Below are 17,636 nucleotides of genomic sequence, written 5' to 3'. Positions count from 1 at the left end.
GGTCAGCGCAGTCCCCGTCCGCCCTCCAGGACATCGCGCGCCTGGGCGACCAGGCCGTCGGCGCCGCACGACTTGGCCAGGGTCAGGCCGCGTTGGATCTCGGCGATCGAGCGGGCGGCGACGCCGTACTCGACGCGGGCCGCAGCGTGTTCGTACTGGCAGGGAGAGGACTCCAGGTAGGCGACCGCCTGGGCGGCCAGGCGAACCGCCCGCTGGCCGGTCTCCAGGGCCGCCGCGCAGCGCAGGGCCTCGCCGATGGCGGTGTCCGTGCCGAAGCGTTCGGCGTACCGGCGGGCGTCGGCCACCAGCACGGCGGCCCGCAGCGGGTCCTCCGTGGCCAGTGCCCGGGCGAGGTCTACGGCCCAGGTGGCGAGCACCGGGTTGTGGAAACCGCGCCCGGTGGCCGCCTTCTCCGCGGCTTCCAGTTCGTTGATGCCCTCCTTCTTGCGGCCGACGGCGATGAGCAGCCTGCCGCGTACGGCACGAGGTTCGGGCAGCACGATGGTGGACGGGTAGGGCGGGGCGAACCCGTACTGCTCGGCGATCGCCCAGGCCTCCTGGACATGGCCGCGGGCGAGCAGGGTGTCGACGAGGTTGCAGGTCGCCGACCAGTACAGGGGCAGGCCGCGTCCGACGCGTTCGGCCAGGCGCAGGGACTCGCGCAGTGAGGTCTCCGCCTCTCTGAGCCGGCCCCGCCTGCGGTGCCCGAGACCGACGTACGCGTGGGCGAGGGAGAGGTGGCCGCCGCTCCAGCCCGCCGTCTCGTAGGCGCGCAGGGCGTCCATGTAGAGCGCCTCGGCGCGGTCGAGACGGTCTGTGTAGGCGTAGGCGCAGGCCAGCATCATCGGCAGCTCGATGCCCCACTCGGGGTCGGTCCAGCCGAGTCCGGGCGCGAGGCGGCCGTTGACGAGGGCGCGGTCGCACACCTCCACGACCTCCTCCGCGTTCTCGCCGCGCGACATGGCGTCGAAGCCGCGCAGCATGAGCAGCGCGCGCTCTGAGTTGTCCCGGCCGGTGCAGGGGCGGGCGAGGTCGGCGAGGCGCTCGGAGCGGCCCGGCACCGACACGTCGCCTCCGTGGATGCCCTCCAGCATGAAGTGCACGCCCTGCAGACGCATCCGGGCGGGGCCCGGCTGATGCCGGCCGGCCTCCGCCTCGACGGTACGGACGGCCTCCTCCGACTGGCCGTTGTGCAGCAGGGCCTGCGAGAGGCGGACGATCGCGTCGACGCGCAGAGCGCCCTCCAGGCCGGGCATCGCGAGCGCGGTCTGGAGGTGCTGGATGGTGGTGGCGGGCGCGGTGAGGAAGGTCGCGCAGCCCAGTTCGAAGAGCACGTGCGCGTGGCTCTCGGGCCGGGGCGGTTCCAGCAGGGCGCGCTCCAGACAGCGGCGGGCCGCGTCCGGGGCGCCGACCGCCTGGTGCTCGCGGGCCGCCTCGCGCAGCTGGTCGACGAGTTCCTCGTCGTCGTCCGGATACACGTGGAGGAGATGGTGGGAGGCCGCGGCGGCGCCGAGCCCGGACTCGGTGACGACCTGGGCTGCGATGCCGTGCATGGCGGTGCGCATGCCGTCCGGGATGGAGTCGTAGACGGCGGTGGCGATCAGCGGGTGGACGAACTCCAGCTCGCCGTCGGCGATTTGACCGACCATCAGATGGGGCTCGGTGAGGATGCGTGCGCCGCACAGGAGGTTGGCGCAGCGGTAGGCCTCGTTGGTGCTGAGGGTGGCTAGCCGGGCCACGAGGTCCACGGAGATACCCGTGCCGAGAATGGCCGCCGCCCAGGCGAAACGGGTGGCTTCGACGCCGAGTTCCTCCAGGCGGGCGACGAGACCACCGCCGCGGGCCGCGTTGTTGAGTTCGCGGAGCCGGCCGCAGGATGCCTCGACCGGGGCGAGCCGGGCGTCCTGGACCTTGGCGAGGAGTTCGACGGTCTCGTACGGGTTGCCGCCGGTGACCGCCCACACCTCGCGGCAGAACGGGGCGTCCGCGTGCGGGCCGAGGGTCGTGCGGGTGAGTCCGGCGGCGGCTGCCGGGGTGAGGGCGTCGAGCGTGGCGACGGGGCCCGCCGCCCCGGCGATCGCCTCCAGGTGGTCGGCGCGGGCGCCGGTGGCCTCGCCCGGCCTGCGGGCGACCACGACGAGGACGGACAGGTCGTCGAGCCGCTCGGCGAACGCGGCCAGCCAGCGCAGGGTCTCCTGGTCGGCCCAGTGCGCGTCGTCGATGAGCAGGACGAGCGGCCAGTCCCGCTTGGCGAGCCGCCGTACGGCCGCGACCAGGCCGTCGCACACACCCTGCGGGTCGGCCTGCCGGTCGCCGGGTTCGGTGATGCCGAGGGCGGGGCCTGCGATGTCGTACCAGTCGCCGAGGTACTCGCGGGCCTCCTCCGGCATCAGTGACACCAGCGCGGGCTGGAGCAGCTGCCGTACGACGTTGAAGGGGACGGACTTGAGCGTCTCGCCGCCGCGTGCCGACCACACCGTGCAGTTGCGCCGCTCGGCGATGCGCCGGGTCTCGGCCATCAGCGCGGTTTTGCCGAGGCCCGCCTCGGCGGTGAAGAGCAGCAGATTGCCCGAGGAGGCGCTGTCGGCGCGCAGGGCGTCGATCGCCCGGTCGACGGCGGCGACTTGTGTGTCGCGCTCCCACAGGGCGGCAGAGCCGGCCGTCCCGGGCCGTTCCTCCGTCATCCCGCTACCTCCCCAAGTCGCCTGAACGACGTACAGAACCCGAGAGTAGCCGTCCGGCTGCCGTGGTGGAGGCGGGTCCGCCCAGGTAATGCCGGGACGAGTGACAGGGAGGGCGGCAGGACGACGCGTCGGGCCCGTCACCAGCCGTGGTTGAGGTGATGGACCGTCAACATCCGCTGTGCCGCGGCCGGTTTGCCGTCGGCGGTGGGCGGGCCTCCGTCGAGCCCCGCTCGTTGGGGGCCCGCCCTGCCCGCACCCCGCGGAGGATCTCCGCGCGGCACACCCTCGTCACCCTCTTCACCCCGGAGGGTGGCGGCGGGAGGGAAGCGCCGGTGCGAACGTGAACGTCATTCGCACTGGCGTTCCCCTTCGGTCGGCGCGGTGGAGGCGGCGGGCGCCTGACCTCACGTATCCCGCTATCTCGGCATCTCGGCCCGCCATTCCGCGCCTTTCCCGGCGGAAAGGCCACTCCTCTCATCCGCCTTTCACTCTGGCCTCATACGGTGGGGGCATGACGCAGGAGACTCCTCCCGGTTGGTATCCCGACCCCGGGCAGACAAGTGACAGCCCCGCCACCGAGCGCTGGTGGGACGGCAGGACATGGACGGAACAGACCCGTCCCGAGGGCTCGGCCGCCGCCTGGGGTCCACCGGTGCTGGCCACCGGCGGGTCCTATCCGGCGTACCCGGAGCATCCACCGACGGGCACGCGGCGCGGTTTGCGCACCGGCATAGCCGTCGCGGTGGCGATCGCCGTCCTCGCCGGCATAGGCGGCGGCGTGTACGCGCTGACCAAGGACGACGGCGGCAGCGACGTCAGCGCACAGGTGCCGGGCGGCCAGGGCGGAACCGGTGGCCTGAACGGCGGCGGGCAGAACGGTGGCGGTCAGGGCGGTCCCGGTGGTGGCACCGGCGGCGGCCCGGGCGGGCAGACGCCGGATCCGCAGCAGTCCGAGCCCTCGGAAAGCCCGAAGATCGACAGCGGTTCCGTGCCCGACGCGATCAACGGGATCAGCATCCCGATCCCCGACGGCTGGTACGGCCAGCAGATCACCGTGGGCGGCCAGATCACCTCGGACAGCTCGTACAAGTGCCCGGGCGACACGACGAAGTCGTGCACCAAGGGCGGGGCCTACTCGGCGCCCGCGCTGGCACTGGGCACCTCGGGCAGCACGGCCGAGGCGGTCGCCAAGGCGGACATCTCGGCGAACGCCGAGGAGTCCTACGGCGGCACGACCTACGGGAAGATCACCTCGCACGACGTCCTCGCCTCCAAGGCGGTGACCGTGGCCGGGCAGAAGGGCTATCTGGTCCGCTGGAAGGCGGTCACGAGCAAGGGCGCCGACGGCATCGTCGAGTCGCTGGCCTTCCCCGCGCCGTCGAACCCCCGGCAGATCGTCGTCGTCCGCTTCGGTGTCGACGCCGACCAGAAGGAGGCGGTGATCGACCGGATAACCGCCGGAATCAAGGTCTCGACGGCCGGCGGCAGCGGGACGGACGTCTGATCCGCCGGTCCGCTCCGGGCAGACAGAGGTGCGGGTGGAGATGGATCGGCCGGGTGGAGCGCCTCTCCGCTCAAGAGGAACCCCACCCGGCCGGGGGGTGCGCGCCGCCCCCGTCCCCACGGGTCGGCGCGGACAGGTCACCGCCCGGGCGTGCCACGGACGGCGGCGTGCGTCTCAGGTGACGCCGAGCGCGGGGAGCACCGCGGCCTCCACGAATCCGACGAGGTACTCCGGGTCCGCGTACCGCCCCTCCAGGACCGGACGGACCCGCAGGACGCCTATCATCTGCGCCGGTACGTACTCCAGCGCCGGATGGTCGGCGGCGACCTCGCCCCGCTCGACCGCGCGGCGGATCATCTCGCGGTACGCGGCCAGCTCCGGTTCGACGATCGCCTCGCGCAGCGCTTCCTGTAGCTCGGGGTCCTGCATGGCGGCGTGGCCCAGAGCCTGCATCAGCTGGGTGTCGCGGCCCGAGGACTCGCCAGTCGCCCGCGCCGCCGCCCGCAGGTCCCCACCGAGGGACCCGGTGTCGACGGCGAAGCGGGCGCGCCGGTTGGCGCGCAGCGCCGCGGCCACGAACTGCGGTTTCGTCTTCCACTGCCGGTAGAGCGTCGACTTGCTGCAGCGCGCGCTGGCGGCGACGCCCTCCATGGTCAGCGCGTCGTATCCGCACTCTCGGATCTGGACGAGCACGGCGTCGAAGTACTCCTGCTCACGCTCGGGCGTGATCCTGGAGCGGCGGGAGGCTACGACCGGTTCCGGTCCCTCCGCGGCCTGCGACGTCATGACTGCGCTCCCCTTCTCTTCTGGCGGTGCCGTCGTGGTTGTCGGGCGGCTCTGTGGCTTATTCCCGTTTCCAGTGTGTCGTAAGTCCATCGATACGCCAGTGTACCGGTACGGGATCGTTTCGGTACACTCTCGTATCGGTACACCAACGTATCGATGAGACGAGCGCCCGTACAGACGAGTTCCCGCCCATCACGCAGCACGCGCGCACACGCGCCACTCAGGGAAAGGGCCGGGGGATGAAAGCCAGCACCGAGCCTGCCAAGGCGGAACCCGCGGGTATACGACGGCCGCCGCTCGTCCGTGAACTCCTGCTGGTCGTAGGGCTGTTCCTCGTCTACAAGTTCGGCCGGCAGCTGGCGACCGGGCACACCGCCGAGGCCTTCCAGAACGCGCACCGCGTCTGGGACTGGGAGCGGGCCCTGCGTCTCCCCGGCGAGGGCGCCGTGCAGTCGGCGCTGCTGCACAGCGACACCGCGGTCCACGTCGCGAACACCTACTACGCGACCGTGCACTTCCCGGCCACCATCGCCTTCCTGGTCTGGCTCTATCTGCGGCGCCCCGCGCACTACGTCTGGGCCCGGCGGGTCCTCGCCGCGGTCACCGGGGCCGCCCTGGTGATCCATCTCACCTTCCCGCTGGCCCCGCCGCGACTGCTCGGCGAGGCGGGCCTCGTCGACACCGGCCAGGTCTTCGGACCGACGGTCTACGGCGCCTCGCCCGAGGCCGACACCCTGTCCAACCAGTTCGCGGCCATGCCGTCGCTGCACTTCGGCTGGGCCCTGATGGTGGCGATCGGCCTGATCGTGGCGACCCGCTCGCGCTGGCGCTGGCTGTGGCTGCTGCATCCGCTGGTGACGCTGCTGGTGATCGTCGGTACGGCGAACCACTACTGGCTCGACGCGATCGTGGCCTCGGCCCTGCTGGGCATCGCCCTCGCGGTCGTCCACCTGCCTCACCGCACCGAGTCGACGGCGGGCCAGGGCAGCAGGCTCACCCCGGTCGACGAGCCCGTCCTCGTGGGAGCATCACGATGAACGCCGCCACGCTCGCCGCCGTCGCCCTCTCCCTCTTCTCCGCCGTCGCCTACGCCGCCGCGGCCGTCGCCCAGGAGCGGCTCGCCTCCCGCAACGCCGACGCGGGAATGGGCCGACTGCTGGCGTCCGGCGCGTGGTGGGGCTCGGTGCTGCTCAACGCGGGGGGCGCGCTGCTGCACGTGGTCGCCCTCAAGTACGGGCCGCTCACGGTGGTCCAGCCGCTGGGCGCACTCACGCTGGTCGCGGCGGTGCCGCTGGGTGCGCGGGTCGCCGGCCGGCGGGTCAGCGCTGTGGAGTGGCGCGGTACCGCGCTGACGCTGCTCGGCCTGGCGGCGATCCTGGTCACGGCGTCCGGTCCGGCGCCGGAGCACATCCTGAGCCTCCCGGAGGCCCTCGCGGTCGCGGGTACGACGATGGTCCTGATCGGGGTGCTGGCCCGCCCCGGCGCCCGGCCCGGCCTGCGCCACGCGAGCGCGTCCGGTATCGCGTCCGGGGTTGCCTCGGCGCTCACCCAGACCGTCACCGTCGCGGCGACGGACAGCTCGGGTCCACTGCTCGGCTGGCAGGTGATCGGGGTGGCACTGCTGGTCGCGGCGTTCGCGGCGGGCGGCCTGATCCTGTCCCAGACCGCCTACCGGGGCGGCCTCGGCGGTCCGCTGGCCATGGTGACGCTGGCCAACCCGGTCGCGGCGGCGGTGATCGGCCTGACGCTGCTGGGCGAGCGGCTCCAGGGCGGGGCGGCCGGTCTGCTCCTGGCGCTGGTGGGTGCGGGGCTCGCGGGGTGGGGTGTGGTGACGCTGTCGCGGGCGACGCCGGACCTGGTCCCGGAGACTGTCACGGAGCCGATCGCGGACGCGGTTCCGGTGTCGCCGGAGCGCATCGTGATTCCGTCCTCGGCTTCGGCGGCGGCTACAGCGGCGGCATCGGCAGCGGCTTCGGTCCTGGACGACGAGGAGCATCCGGTGGCGTCGGTCCTCGCGCTGGAGGCCCACCCGGCGCCCGTCGAACCGTCGTTGATGCCCCGGCAGCCGTCGCAGCCGGGACACCTGACGTCACTGTGAACCGGCCGGCCCCTGTGAACACACCTGTGAACAGGGGCTTCGGTCGGTCCCTGTGAACCGACCCGCCCGCCGTGAACCGACCGGTCAGCCCAGGCCGCGTGAATCCTGCTTCAGCGCCGTGTCGACGGTCAGCGCCGTCGCCACGACGAGGCTCAGCAGGGGCTCGGGCAGTTGGTAGTGGACCTGCAGGACGTAGTTGTCCGCGGTCGTGAACATCGTCTTCGCCAGACCTTCCCAGGTCTTGGTGATGCGGGCGACCTCGTTCTCCGCGTGGTCGACTATCGCGAAGTTCCAGGCCCGCCAGTTCTCCGCCTTGATGGCGCCGACCTGCTGTCCACCCGCGTTGATCGCGAAGTTGATCTTCCCGATCATGTTCTGCTGGACGATCTCACCGACCGGCGAACCGTCCGGACGCTGCACGATCACCCGTGACTTGATGAACTTCCGGGGGCGCGTCAGCAGCAGCACGGGCTGCCCGTGGGCGTCCCGGATCTCCAGCTTGTGCGTCATGTACTGGTCGAGGCTGAAGAACAGACGCAGGATCTTCTTCAGCGCGCTCTGGCCGACCTGGACGACCGAGCCGAGCTCCCGGCCCTGCTGGTCCATGACCTTGTACTCGTTGGTCAGCTCGATCAGCTTGGCCTTCTGGTTGACCACCAGCACCGGCTCGCTGAACAGCGTGCCGCCGCCGGCCCCGCCCGCCGCGACCCCGGCCTGCTGCTGCACCTGCCGCTGCACCCGCGGGTCGGCACCGGCGGCCGCCGGCTGCGCCGCGCCGAAGCCCTTCTGCGGCTGGCCCTGCGGCTGCCCCTGGGGCGGTCCGAATCCCTGCTGGGGCTGCTGAACCGGCGCCGCCGGCGGCTGCTGGGCCTGGGGCTGCTGCGCCTGCTGCTGGTCGCTGTTGGTGTGGTCGGTCCACTGGGAACCGTCCCAGTACCGGAGCGTCTGGGGCGCTCCGTGCGGGTCCGCGTACCAACCTGCAGGTATGTTCGATTGCGTGGTCACCGGGGCACACTACCGTGGCGTGGCTGGATGAAAACCATGTCCCGGTCAAGGTGCCCCGGACCCCGTACCGCGCCCCTCAGCAGGTCACGATCGCCGGATCGCTCACACCCGCCCGGCCGTTCTCCACGTGCCCGGCGAACCGGCGCAGGAACGACGCGTCGCCCTCTGCGGTGACCGTCAGGTCGTACCACCGCTTGCTGGCACCCAGGTCCACCCGGTGCCGGACGACCGCGCCGGCCCGCACCGCGATCGTGCGCGCGTGTCCCCCGTATCCACTGCTCAGCTTCAACTGCACTGCCCTGGCGCCCTTGTTGGTGAGGATCAGCTCGAGGTCGTCGCCGACGTGCCGGGCGGTCACCTCGGGTCCGGCGGCGCCCTTGCCGCGCCCCTTGAAGACGCGCAGGAATCCGTTCGGGCCGTGCACCGTCAGGTCGTAGGCGTCCTTCGAGTACGCCGAGTTCCAGGTGTCGGAGAGGGTCTTGCCGGCTCCGGTGGTGTACGCCCACGGACCGTCGGTGCGGTTGCCGGAGGTCACCAGGAAGGAAGCGCCGGCGTGGGTGCCCGAGGCGAAGGCCAGCGTGAACTTTCCGGCCGTCAGGTCTGCCGAACCGTCCACGTACGGGGCGTACTTGAGCGGACGGGCCGGGCGCAGGCCGCGTTCCTGCCGGGGCAGGACAGGGTGGGCGGGCGGCGTCGGGACGTAGTCCGGGTGGCGGTTCCTGTCCGGCGGCAGGTAACCGTCGGTGCCGGGAAGGGCGACGGGCTCGGTGTCCCTGCGGGAGAAGTCGAAGGCGGCCGTCAGATCGCCGCAGACCGCGCGCCGCCATGGCGAGATGTTGGGCTCGTGCACCCCGAAGCGGCTCTCCATGAACCGGATGATCGACGTGTGGTCGAGCGTCTCCGAGCAGACGAACCCGCCCTTGCTCCAGGGCGAGACGACCAGCATCGGCACCCGCTGCCCGAGCCCGTAGGCACCGGCCGCGTGGTTGCTGTCGCCCTTGAAGAGGTCCGGGCCGACATCGACCGTCGACTTCCCCTGTGCGGCGGAGCCGGGCGGGAACGGCGGCACGAGGTGGTCGAAGAAGCCGTCGTTCTCGTCGTACGTGATGAACAGCGCCGTCCTGGCCCACACCTCGGGGTCCGAGGTGAGCGCGTCGAGGACCTGGGCGATGTACCAGGCGCCGTAGTTCGCGGGCCAGTTGGGGTGCTCGGTGAAGGCCTCGGGGGCGACGATCCAGGAGACCTGCGGCAACTTGCCCCCTGACACGTCGGCCTTGAGCTGATCGAAGAAGCCCTCGCCGTTGCGGGCGTCGGTGCCGGTGCGGGCCTTGTCGTAGAGGGGGTCGCCGGGCTTGGCGTCGCGGTACTGGTTGAAGTAGAGGAGCGAGTTGTCTCCGTAGTTGCCCCGGTAGGCGTCCTGGATCCAGCCCCAGGAACCGGCCGCGTCGAGCCCGTCACCGACGTCCTGGTAGATCTTCCAGGACACACCCGCCTTCTCGAGGCGCTCCGGGTAGGTCGTCCAGCCGTATCCCGCTTCGTCGTTGCCGAGGACGGGGCCGCCGCCTTTGCCGTCGTTGCCCGTGTAGCCCGTCCACATGTAGTAGCGGTTCGGGTCGGTGGAGCCGATGAACGAGCAGTGGTAGGCGTCGCAGATGGTGAAGGAGTCTGCCAGCGCGTAGTGGAACGGGATGTCCTCGCGGTTCAGATAGGCCATCGTCGTCGACGACTTGGCCTGGATCCACTTGTCGTACCTGCCGTTGTTGAACGCGACGTGCCCGTCGCTCCAGCTGTGCGGGAGGTCCTGGATGAAGGCCAGGCCGAGGTTGTCGGCGTCCGGGTGGAAGGGGAGCACGTCCTTGGTGCCGTCCGACTGGTGCCAGACCGACCTGCCGTTCGCCTGCGTCACCGGATGCGGGTCGCCGAAGCCCCGGACCCCGCGCAGCGAACCGAAGTAGTGGTCGAAGGAACGGTTCTCCTGCATGAGGACGACGATGTGCTCGACGTCCTCGATCGTCCCGGTGCGGTGGTGCGCGGGGAGGGCGGCGGCACGCTCGATGCTGTTGGAGAGCGCGGTGAACGCCGTTGTCGCGCCCGCGAGTTGGAGGAAGCGGCGCCGGTTGACCTCGGGCATGGGGGGAGAGCCTCTCGTCCTGGTGACGGCATCGGGTGGAACGTGACGGAATGCGCGCCTGGAGTTTCCCAGGGGTACCGAACGGCACGGAAGGGTCCGGTGGCATCGGCGTGAAGGTCATCGGTACGTGAGATGAGGGACGGGCCAAGGCCTGCCCAAGAGATCCCCACGGCTCCACCCGCGCCCCACGGCCGGACCTTTTGTTGGGACGTCCTGACATACCCGTTGACATCGCCGCTGGAGCGGCTTCATAGTACGTGCCACTAGAGCGCGCTATTAAAGCGCTCTAGTGGGTCCGACCGAGAGACCCGACTCCCACCCTGACCAGCACAGCGAGGTGCACGGGACATGCGCAGAAACCACCGAGCAGTCGGCCTGACCGCCACCGTCCTGGCGAGCGTCCTGTTCGCCGCCGGCTGCTCCAGCGGCTCCGGCGGCAAGAAGTCCGAGGAGGGCACGGACGCCGCCTCGGCGGGGAAGGCGGCCACGCCCCGTATGACGGTCGCGATGGTCACCCACGCCGCGCCCGGCGACACCTTCTGGGACCTGGTCCGCAAGGGCGCCCAGGCCGCGGCGGCCAAGGACAACGTCAAGCTCGTCTACTCCAGCGATCCCGACGCCGGCAACCAGGCCAACCTGGTGCAGAACGCGATCGCCCAGAAGGTCGACGGCATCGCGCTCACCGCGGCCAAGCCGGACGCCATGAAGGACGTGGTCGCCAAGGCCGGGGCGGCCGGCATCCCGGTCGTCGGCTTCAACTCCGGGCTCGACGACTGGAAGCGGCTCGGCATGCTGGAGTACTTCGGCCAGGACGAGAACATCGCCGGGCAGGCCTTCGGGAAGCGCCTCGACCAGCTCGGCGCCAAGCACGCCCTGTGTGTCGTCCAGGAGCAGGGGCAGGTCGCCCTGGAGGCCCGCTGCGCCGGCCTGCGGAAGGGCTTCGGCGGCAAGACGGACACCCTGTACGTCAACGGCACGGACATGCCGTCCGTGAAGTCGACGATCACCGCGAAGCTCCAGCAGGACAAGTCGATCGACCAGGTGGTCACCCTCGGCGCCCCGATCGCGCTCACCGCCGTCCAGTCACTGTCCGACGCCGGGAGCAAGGCCAGGCTGGCGACGTTCGACCTCAACAAGGACCTGGTGAAGGCAGTGCAGGACGGGACCGTGGAGTTCGCGGTCGACCAGCAGCCCTTCCTGCAGGGCTACCTGGCCGTCGACGCGCTGTGGCTGTACAGGACGAACGGCAACTTCAGCGGCGGCGGGACGGCGCCGGTTCTCACCGGGCCCGCCTTCATCACCAGGGAGAACGCGGACTCCGTCGCCGAGTTCGCCGCGAAGGGAACACGCTGACCGCCCAGGGCCGCCTACTCCGAGGGCGGTCCGCTGGTACCGCGTACCACCAACTTCGGCTCCAGGACCGCCTCTTGGGGATCCAGCCCCGGGTTCTCCAGCCGCCGGACGGCGAACTCCACCGCACGTTCCGCCATGAGCACCGCGTCCTGACGGACGGTGGTCAGACCGATCGGCATCAGGTGGGAGAGATGGCTGTCGTCGTACCCGACGACGGACAGGTCGCGCGGTACCTCGACGCCTCCTCGTGTCAGGGACATCAACAGGCCCATCGCACTGCGGTCGTTGCCCGCGAGGACCGCGGTCGGCAGCGGCTGCCCCTGGTCGCGTTCCGCCAGGAGCAGCCGTCCGGTCCCGATGCCGGACCGCTCCGTGTGATCACCGGGGATCACCCGGGCCTCGGATTCCAGTCCGTGGCGGCGCATCGCGGCCCGGTAGGCGCGGCGGCGGTCGGCCGACCCGGGACCACGTCCGCCGTCGATGTGTGTGATCCGGCGGTGCCCGAGTGCGACGAGGTGGTCCATGACCTGCCGTACGCCCTTGCCCTCGGCGCTGTGCACGAAGTCGACGCGGGCGCCGGGCACCCGGCGGCCGACCGAGACGACGACCGTCTGGCGGCCGAGCGCGTCCAGGTGGGCGCCCTCGGCGTCCGACCCGAGCACGATCAGTGCCTCGCATCGGTGACTGAGCAGGGCTTCAACCGCCTTGGCCTCGCTGCGGCCCTCGGCGGCGGCGGAGAGCAGCACGTCGTAGCCGAGGCGTTCGGCCGCCGGGTAGATGCCCTCGATGAGGTCCGCGTGGAACGCCTGCTGGACGGTGAACATCACTCCGAGGGTGCGGCTGCGGCCCCGGGCCAGCAGCCGGGCCGCGCTGTCGGGGCGGTAGCCGATCTCGTCGGCGATCCGCAGCACCCGTTCGCGGGTCTCCTCGCTGGCTCCCGGCTGGTTGCGGAAGATGATCGAGACGAGCGCCCGGGAGACTCCCGCCTTCTCGGCGACGTCCGCCATCGTGGGCCGCTGCCTGCCCGGTGCATCCACCTGTGAACCAACCCTCCGAAGCCATTGACATGACATTTGAACAGGGGTCATCGTACTCGCAGCACTGAACTAGTGCGCGCTAGTAGAGCGCGACAGATCGATGCGGAAATCCCGCGTACCCCTCCCCCTCGGAAAGGAACACCACCCATGCCTGTGCGTGTAGGCGTCATCGGCGCCGGCTGGATCGGCAAGGAGCACATCCGGCGCCTCACCGACACCGTCACCGGCGCGCGCGTCACCGCGGTCACCGACATCGACGCGGCCCGCGCCGAGGAGGCGGCGATCCCGGCCGGCGCGCGGGTGCTGCCCGACGGCGCGGCCCTGATCGGGGCGGCCGACGTCGATGCCGTGCTCGTGACCTCGTGGGGCCCGACCCACGCCGAGCACGTGCTGAACGCGCTGGCCGCCGCCAAGCCGGTGTTCTGCGAGAAGCCTCTCGCCACGACCGCCGAGGACTGTCTGAGGATCGTCGAGGCCGAGACGGCGCTCGGCCGCCGGCTGGTCCAGGTCGGCTTCATGCGCCGCTACGACGCCGGGTACCGGCAGGTGAAACAGGTCATCGACGCCGGCCGCATCGGTGAGCCGCTCATCGTGCACTGCGCCCACCGCAACCCGGCCGTCCCCGAGTCCTACACCTCGGCCATGGCCGCCCTCGACACGGCCGTGCACGAGATCGACGTACTGCGCTGGCTGCTCGACGACGAGATCGTCTCCGCCCAGGTGGTCACCCCACGCGCCACGAGCAGGCGGTTCGCCCACCTCAGGGACCCGCAGATCATGCTCTTCGAGACCGCCAGGGGTGTCCGCGTCGACCTGGAGGTCTTCGTCAACTGCCGGTACGGCTACGACATCCAGTGCGAGGTGGTCGGTGAGGAGGGCCTCGTCCGGCTGCCGGACCCCGCCTCGGCCGGGGTGCGCACCGCCGGGCAGCACAGCACGGAGGTCCTCACCGACTGGACGGAGCGTTTCGCCGCCGCCTTCGACACCGAGTTCCGCGAGTGGATCGCCGGGATCGCGGCGGGTACGGAGCCCACCGGACCGTCCGCCTGGGACGGTTACGCCGCGACCGTCATCACCAGCGCGACCGTCGAGGCCCTGGAGTCGGGCGACGTCGTCGCCACCGGCCTCAAGCCTAAGCCCGCTCTCTACGGAGGTGCCGCGTGAAGATCTCCCTCGACCCCTACATGTTCCGCGCGCTGCCGATCGACGACATGGTGCGAACGGTGGCCGAACTCGGCTACGAATACATCGAGTTGTCGCCGCGCGACGACTTCATGCCGTTCTTCCTGCACCCGCGGGCCGACGCCGGGCGCGTCGCGGAGCTGAAGAACTCCCTTCGCCTGCACGGCGTTCAGCTCTCCTCGGTACTCCCCCTCTACAAGTGGTCCTCGCCCGACGAGGCCGAGCGGCAGGCCGCCGTCAGCTACTGGAAGCGGATGATCGAGATCACCGCCGACCTCGAATGCCCGCTGATGAACTCGGAGTTCAACGGCCGCCCCGACCGCGCCGCCGAGAGCGAGGCCGCGTTCTGGCGCTCACTGGAGCAACTGCTGCCGCTGTTCGAACGCGAGGGCATCGCGCTGAACCTGGAGGCGCACCCGGACGACTTCTGCGAGGAGAACACCCCTGCGGTCGAGCTGGTCCGCGCCGTCGACAAGCCCTGGGTGAACTACCTCTACTGCGCCCCGCACAGCTTCCATCTGTCGGGGTCCGATCCGACGGCGGACGTCGCCGCGATGATGCGCCACGCGGGCGACAAGCTCCAGCACGTGCACATCGCCGACTCCTTCAACCACAAGGGCTCCTCGGGCCTGCGCTACATCCTCAACCCGCCCGGCACCACCGCCCGTGTCCACCAGCATCTGGACATCGGCCAGGGCGAGGTCGACTGGAACGCCTTCTTCTCCACCCTGCGCGAGCTGAACTTCGACGGCGTCGCCACGGCCTGCGTCTTCGCCTGGGAGGAACGCGCCCACGAGTCCTCCGCGTTCATGCTCGACCGGATCCGGAAGGAGCTCGGGGCGTGATCGGCGGCCTCACCCGGCAAACTCGCACATGCCAGATCATTCGCCTGTCACCCATGCTCATGCAATGAGACAGGGGGCTTACTCCTTGCACTTGCGGACGTATTATCGGTGCTTGTCCGCGACAGACAGAGGAGCAGCCCCGTGACGACCCGTTCCGCACGCCGGACCCGCCGGACCTTCCAGGTGGCCGGCGCGTGTGTCGCCGCGCTGCTGGCCCTGAGCGCCTGCTCCTCCGACGACCCGGCGGCGAAGGCGGACTCCGCCGCGTCGGACTCCTCCTCCCCGAAGGTGTCCGGCACGGTGACCGTGTTCGCCGCCGCCTCCCTCAAGGAGAGCTTCACCGCGCTGGGCAAGGACTTCGAGAAGAAGTACCCGGGTACGAAGGTCACCTTCAGCTTCGGCGGCAGCGACTCCCTCGCCGCGAGCATCACCGGCGGTGCCCCGGCCGACGTGTTCGCGTCGGCCAGCCCCAAGACGATGAAGATCGTCACCGCCGCGAAGGACGCCGCCGGGACCCCCGTCACCTTCGTCCGCAACCAGCTGGAGATCGCCACCCTGCCGGGCAACCCCGACAAGATCGCGTCTCTGAAGGACCTGACGAAGTCCGGCCTGAAGGTCGTCCTCTGCGACAAGGAGGTGCCGTGCGGCGCCGCCGCGCAGAAGACCCTCGCCGCGAGCGGACTGAAACTCACCCCGGTGTCGTACGAACAGGACGTCAAGAGCGCCCTGACGAAGGTCGAGCTGAAGGAGGCGGACGCCGCCGTCGTCTACAAGACCGACGTGCACGCCGCGGGTGACAAGGTGGAGGGCGTGGAGTTCCCCGAGTCGGCCGAGGCCGTCAACGACTATCCGATCGTCCTGCTCAAGGACGCGCCGAACGCGGAGGCCGCGAAGGCGTTCGTCGAGCTGGTCAGGTCCGCCGAGGGCAGCCAGGTCCTGACCGGGGCGGGATTCCTCAAGCCGTGACCGAGCCCGACAGCTCCGACAAGCCCGTCGCCGTGGCCGACACCCTCACCGGTGGGCCTCGGCGCGGGCGCGTCCGGGCCCGTCGCTCCGCCGTCCCGGTGCCTCTCCTCGTCCCCGCGCTCGTGGGCCTGGCGTTCCTGCTGCTGCCGCTGCTCGCGCTGCTGGTACGGGCCCCGTGGCGGGGCCTGCCCGAGCAGCTGACCAGCCCCGAGGTCTGGCAGGCCCTGCGGCTGTCGCTGTTCTGCGCCACCTCGGCGACGGCGGTGAGTCTGGTCCTGGGCGTCCCGCTGGCCTGGCTGCTGGCCCGCACCGAGTTCCCCGGACGCGGTTTCGTACGGGCACTGGTGACCCTGCCGCTGGTGCTGCCACCGGTCGTCGGTGGTGTTGCGCTGCTCCTCGCCCTCGGGCGCAACGGGGTCGTCGGGCAGTGGCTGGACTCCTGGTTCGGCATCACGCTGCCGTTCACCACGGCGGGCGTCGTGGTCGCGGAGACGTTCGTGGCGATGCCGTTCCTCGTCATCAGCGTGGAGGGGACGCTGCGGGCCGCCGACCCGCGCTACGAGGAGGCCGCCATGACACTGGGCGCCTCCCGTTTCACCGCGTTCCGCCGGGTCACACTCCCCCTCATCGCCCCGGGGGTCGCGGCCGGCGCGGTACTGGCCTGGGCGCGGGCGCTGGGCGAGTTCGGGGCGACGATCACCTTCGCGGGCAACTTCCCCGGCCGTACGCAGACGATGCCGCTGGCGGTCTATCTGGCCCTGCAGAGCGACCCGGCCGCCGCCATCGCCCTGAGCCTGGTGCTGCTCGCCGTCTCGATCGCGGTGCTGGCCGGGCTGCGCGACCGCTGGATGACCGCGTCATGACCTCCATGGACGAGACCGGATCCAGCGCCGGCTCCAGTAGCGGAAGTGGCAGCGGCGGTGCGTCCGGTGCGGGGCTCGACGCCCATGTCGTCGTCGACCGGGGCTCCTTCCGGCTCGACATCCGACTGGCGGCGGCGCCCGGCGACGTCGTGGCACTGCTCGGCCCCAACGGCGCCGGCAAGACCACCGCACTACGTGCGCTGGCCGGGCTCACCCCGCTCGACGGCGGCCATCTGCGGCTGGACGGGGCGGAGTTGGAGCGTACGCCACCGGAATCGCGGCCGGTCGGCGTCGTCTTCCAGGACTACCTGCTCTTTCCGCACCTCACCGCCCTCGACAACGTCGCCTTCGGCCCGCGCTGCCGGGGGGCGAGCAAAGCGGAGGCCCGGGTGACAGCCGCCGGGTGGCTGGAGCGGATGGGGCTCGCCGAGCAGTCCGGCGCCAAGCCGCGCCGGCTCTCCGGCGGCCAGGCCCAGCGTGTCGCCCTCGCCCGCGCCCTGGCGACCCGCCCCCGGCTGCTGCTCCTCGACGAGCCGCTGGCCGCGCTGGACGCCCGTACCCGCCTCGATGTCCGGGCCCAACTCCGGCGCCACCTGGCCGACTTCGAGGCGGTCGCGGTGCTGGTCACGCACGATCCGCTGGACGCCATGGTGCTCGCGGACCGGCTGGTGGTCGTCGAACACGGCCGGGTCGTCCAGGAGGGGCCGCCGCAGGACATCGCGCGGCGTCCGCGCACCGACTACATCGCCCAGCTCGTCGGGCTGAACCTCTACCCGGGCCGGGCGGAGGGGCACGCCGTCACCCTGGACACCGGTCCGGTGATCACCACCACCGAGGATCTCACCGGCCCGGTCTTCGTCGCCTTCCCGCCCAGCGCGGTGACCCTGCACCAGAGCCGGCCCACCGGCTCCAGCGCCCGCAACCTGTGGCGCTGCGAGGTGGCCGGCATGGAGACCCACGGCGACCGGATACGCGCCAACCTCACCGGGGAACTCCCCCTCGCCGCCGACCTCACCACCGTCGCCGCCGCCGAACTCGACCTGCATCCCGGCGCCGAGGTCTGGGCGACCGTCAAGGCGACACAGACGCACGCGTACCCGGCCTGAGCGGGAGCCGGTACCCGGCCCGGCTAGCGTGAGCCTCGCAAAAGCCGCGAAAGCCGCTGTTCCGTACCTTCTTCCC

At 71.2% G+C, this 17,636-nt stretch carries 14 protein-coding genes; 9 read left to right on the top strand and 5 right to left on the bottom strand.

What is annotated here, in order from left to right; all coding sequences use genetic code 11:
• Positions 1–2: 2 nt before the first annotated feature.
• Positions 3–2,684, bottom strand: a complete 2,682-nt coding sequence (locus STRTUCAR8_RS07920) for an ATP-binding protein (RefSeq protein WP_006374982.1) — start codon at positions 2,682–2,684, stop codon at positions 3–5.
• Between the two features lie 511 nt (positions 2,685–3,195).
• Between STRTUCAR8_RS07920 and STRTUCAR8_RS07915 the strand changes: the two genes are divergently transcribed.
• Positions 3,196–4,188: a DUF2510 domain-containing protein gene (locus tag STRTUCAR8_RS07915; protein WP_006374997.1), complete on the top strand. Its 993-nt coding sequence runs from the start codon at positions 3,196–3,198 to the stop codon at positions 4,186–4,188.
• 174 nt (positions 4,189–4,362) lie between these two features.
• On the opposite strand, the gene STRTUCAR8_RS07910 is transcribed toward STRTUCAR8_RS07915, so the two are convergent.
• The gene (locus tag STRTUCAR8_RS07910; protein WP_006374994.1) at positions 4,363–4,974 is read right to left on the bottom strand and encodes a TetR/AcrR family transcriptional regulator; all 612 of its coding nucleotides are present in this window, start codon (positions 4,972–4,974) and stop codon (positions 4,363–4,365) included.
• A 239-nt stretch (positions 4,975–5,213) separates the two neighbouring features.
• On the opposite strand from STRTUCAR8_RS07910, the gene STRTUCAR8_RS07905 reads away from it, so the two are divergent.
• A complete protein-coding gene (locus STRTUCAR8_RS07905) occupies positions 5,214–6,011 on the top strand; it encodes a phosphatase PAP2 family protein (RefSeq protein WP_006374983.1) in 798 nt (265 codons plus the stop codon).
• On the top strand, positions 6,008–7,072 hold the full coding sequence (locus STRTUCAR8_RS07900) for a DMT family protein (protein WP_006375022.1): 1,065 nt from the start codon (positions 6,008–6,010) through the stop codon (positions 7,070–7,072). Before STRTUCAR8_RS07905 ends, STRTUCAR8_RS07900 begins: the two co-directional genes overlap by 4 nt.
• 84 nt (positions 7,073–7,156) lie before the next feature.
• On the opposite strand, the gene STRTUCAR8_RS07895 is transcribed toward STRTUCAR8_RS07900, so the two are convergent.
• The gene (locus STRTUCAR8_RS07895) at positions 7,157–8,077 is read right to left on the bottom strand and encodes an LURP-one-related family protein (RefSeq protein WP_006375011.1); all 921 of its coding nucleotides are present in this window, start codon (positions 8,075–8,077) and stop codon (positions 7,157–7,159) included.
• A gap of 76 nt (positions 8,078–8,153) precedes the next feature.
• Positions 8,154–10,208, bottom strand: a complete 2,055-nt coding sequence (locus tag STRTUCAR8_RS07890) for a phosphocholine-specific phospholipase C (protein WP_006375017.1) — start codon at positions 10,206–10,208, stop codon at positions 8,154–8,156.
• A gap of 348 nt (positions 10,209–10,556) precedes the next feature.
• Here STRTUCAR8_RS07890 and STRTUCAR8_RS07885 point away from each other — a divergent pair, with 348 nt between their 5' ends.
• Positions 10,557–11,561: a sugar ABC transporter substrate-binding protein gene (locus STRTUCAR8_RS07885; RefSeq protein ID WP_006375014.1), complete on the top strand. Its 1,005-nt coding sequence runs from the start codon at positions 10,557–10,559 to the stop codon at positions 11,559–11,561.
• A gap of 14 nt (positions 11,562–11,575) precedes the next feature.
• Here the strand turns inward: STRTUCAR8_RS07885 and STRTUCAR8_RS07880 are convergent, their stop codons facing one another.
• Complete coding sequence (locus STRTUCAR8_RS07880; protein ID WP_044471816.1) at positions 11,576–12,568, bottom strand: LacI family DNA-binding transcriptional regulator; 993 nt, start codon at positions 12,566–12,568, stop codon at positions 11,576–11,578.
• Positions 12,569–12,745: 177 nt separating this feature from the next.
• Here STRTUCAR8_RS07880 and STRTUCAR8_RS07875 point away from each other — a divergent pair, with 177 nt between their 5' ends.
• From STRTUCAR8_RS07875 to STRTUCAR8_RS07855, 5 genes are all read left to right on the top strand, one after another.
• Positions 12,746–13,762, top strand: a complete 1,017-nt coding sequence (locus tag STRTUCAR8_RS07875; RefSeq protein WP_006375013.1) for a Gfo/Idh/MocA family oxidoreductase — start codon at positions 12,746–12,748, stop codon at positions 13,760–13,762.
• Positions 13,759–14,625, top strand: a complete 867-nt coding sequence (locus tag STRTUCAR8_RS07870; protein ID WP_006374999.1) for a sugar phosphate isomerase/epimerase family protein — start codon at positions 13,759–13,761, stop codon at positions 14,623–14,625. The genes STRTUCAR8_RS07875 and STRTUCAR8_RS07870 overlap by 4 nt, the downstream gene beginning before the upstream one ends.
• A 141-nt stretch (positions 14,626–14,766) precedes the next feature.
• Positions 14,767–15,591, top strand: coding sequence for a molybdate ABC transporter substrate-binding protein (gene modA, locus STRTUCAR8_RS07865; RefSeq protein WP_006375005.1), 825 nt, complete (start codon positions 14,767–14,769; stop codon positions 15,589–15,591).
• Positions 15,588–16,454 carry a molybdate ABC transporter permease subunit gene (gene modB / locus STRTUCAR8_RS07860; protein ID WP_006375001.1) on the top strand — a complete coding sequence of 289 codons (867 nt, stop codon included), beginning with the start codon at positions 15,588–15,590 and terminating at the stop codon, positions 16,452–16,454. The genes modA and modB overlap by 4 nt, the downstream gene beginning before the upstream one ends.
• Positions 16,455–16,459: 5 nt before the next feature.
• On the top strand, positions 16,460–17,560 hold the full coding sequence (locus STRTUCAR8_RS07855) for an ABC transporter ATP-binding protein (protein WP_078507144.1): 1,101 nt from the start codon (positions 16,460–16,462) through the stop codon (positions 17,558–17,560).
• Positions 17,561–17,636: the final 76 nt, after the last annotated feature.

The sequence above is a fragment of the Streptomyces turgidiscabies Car8 genome (genome assembly GCF_000331005.1).
Classification (GTDB): Bacteria; Actinomycetota; Actinomycetes; order Streptomycetales; family Streptomycetaceae; genus Streptomyces; species Streptomyces turgidiscabies.
This window is presented reverse-complemented; position numbering and strand designations above follow the sequence as displayed.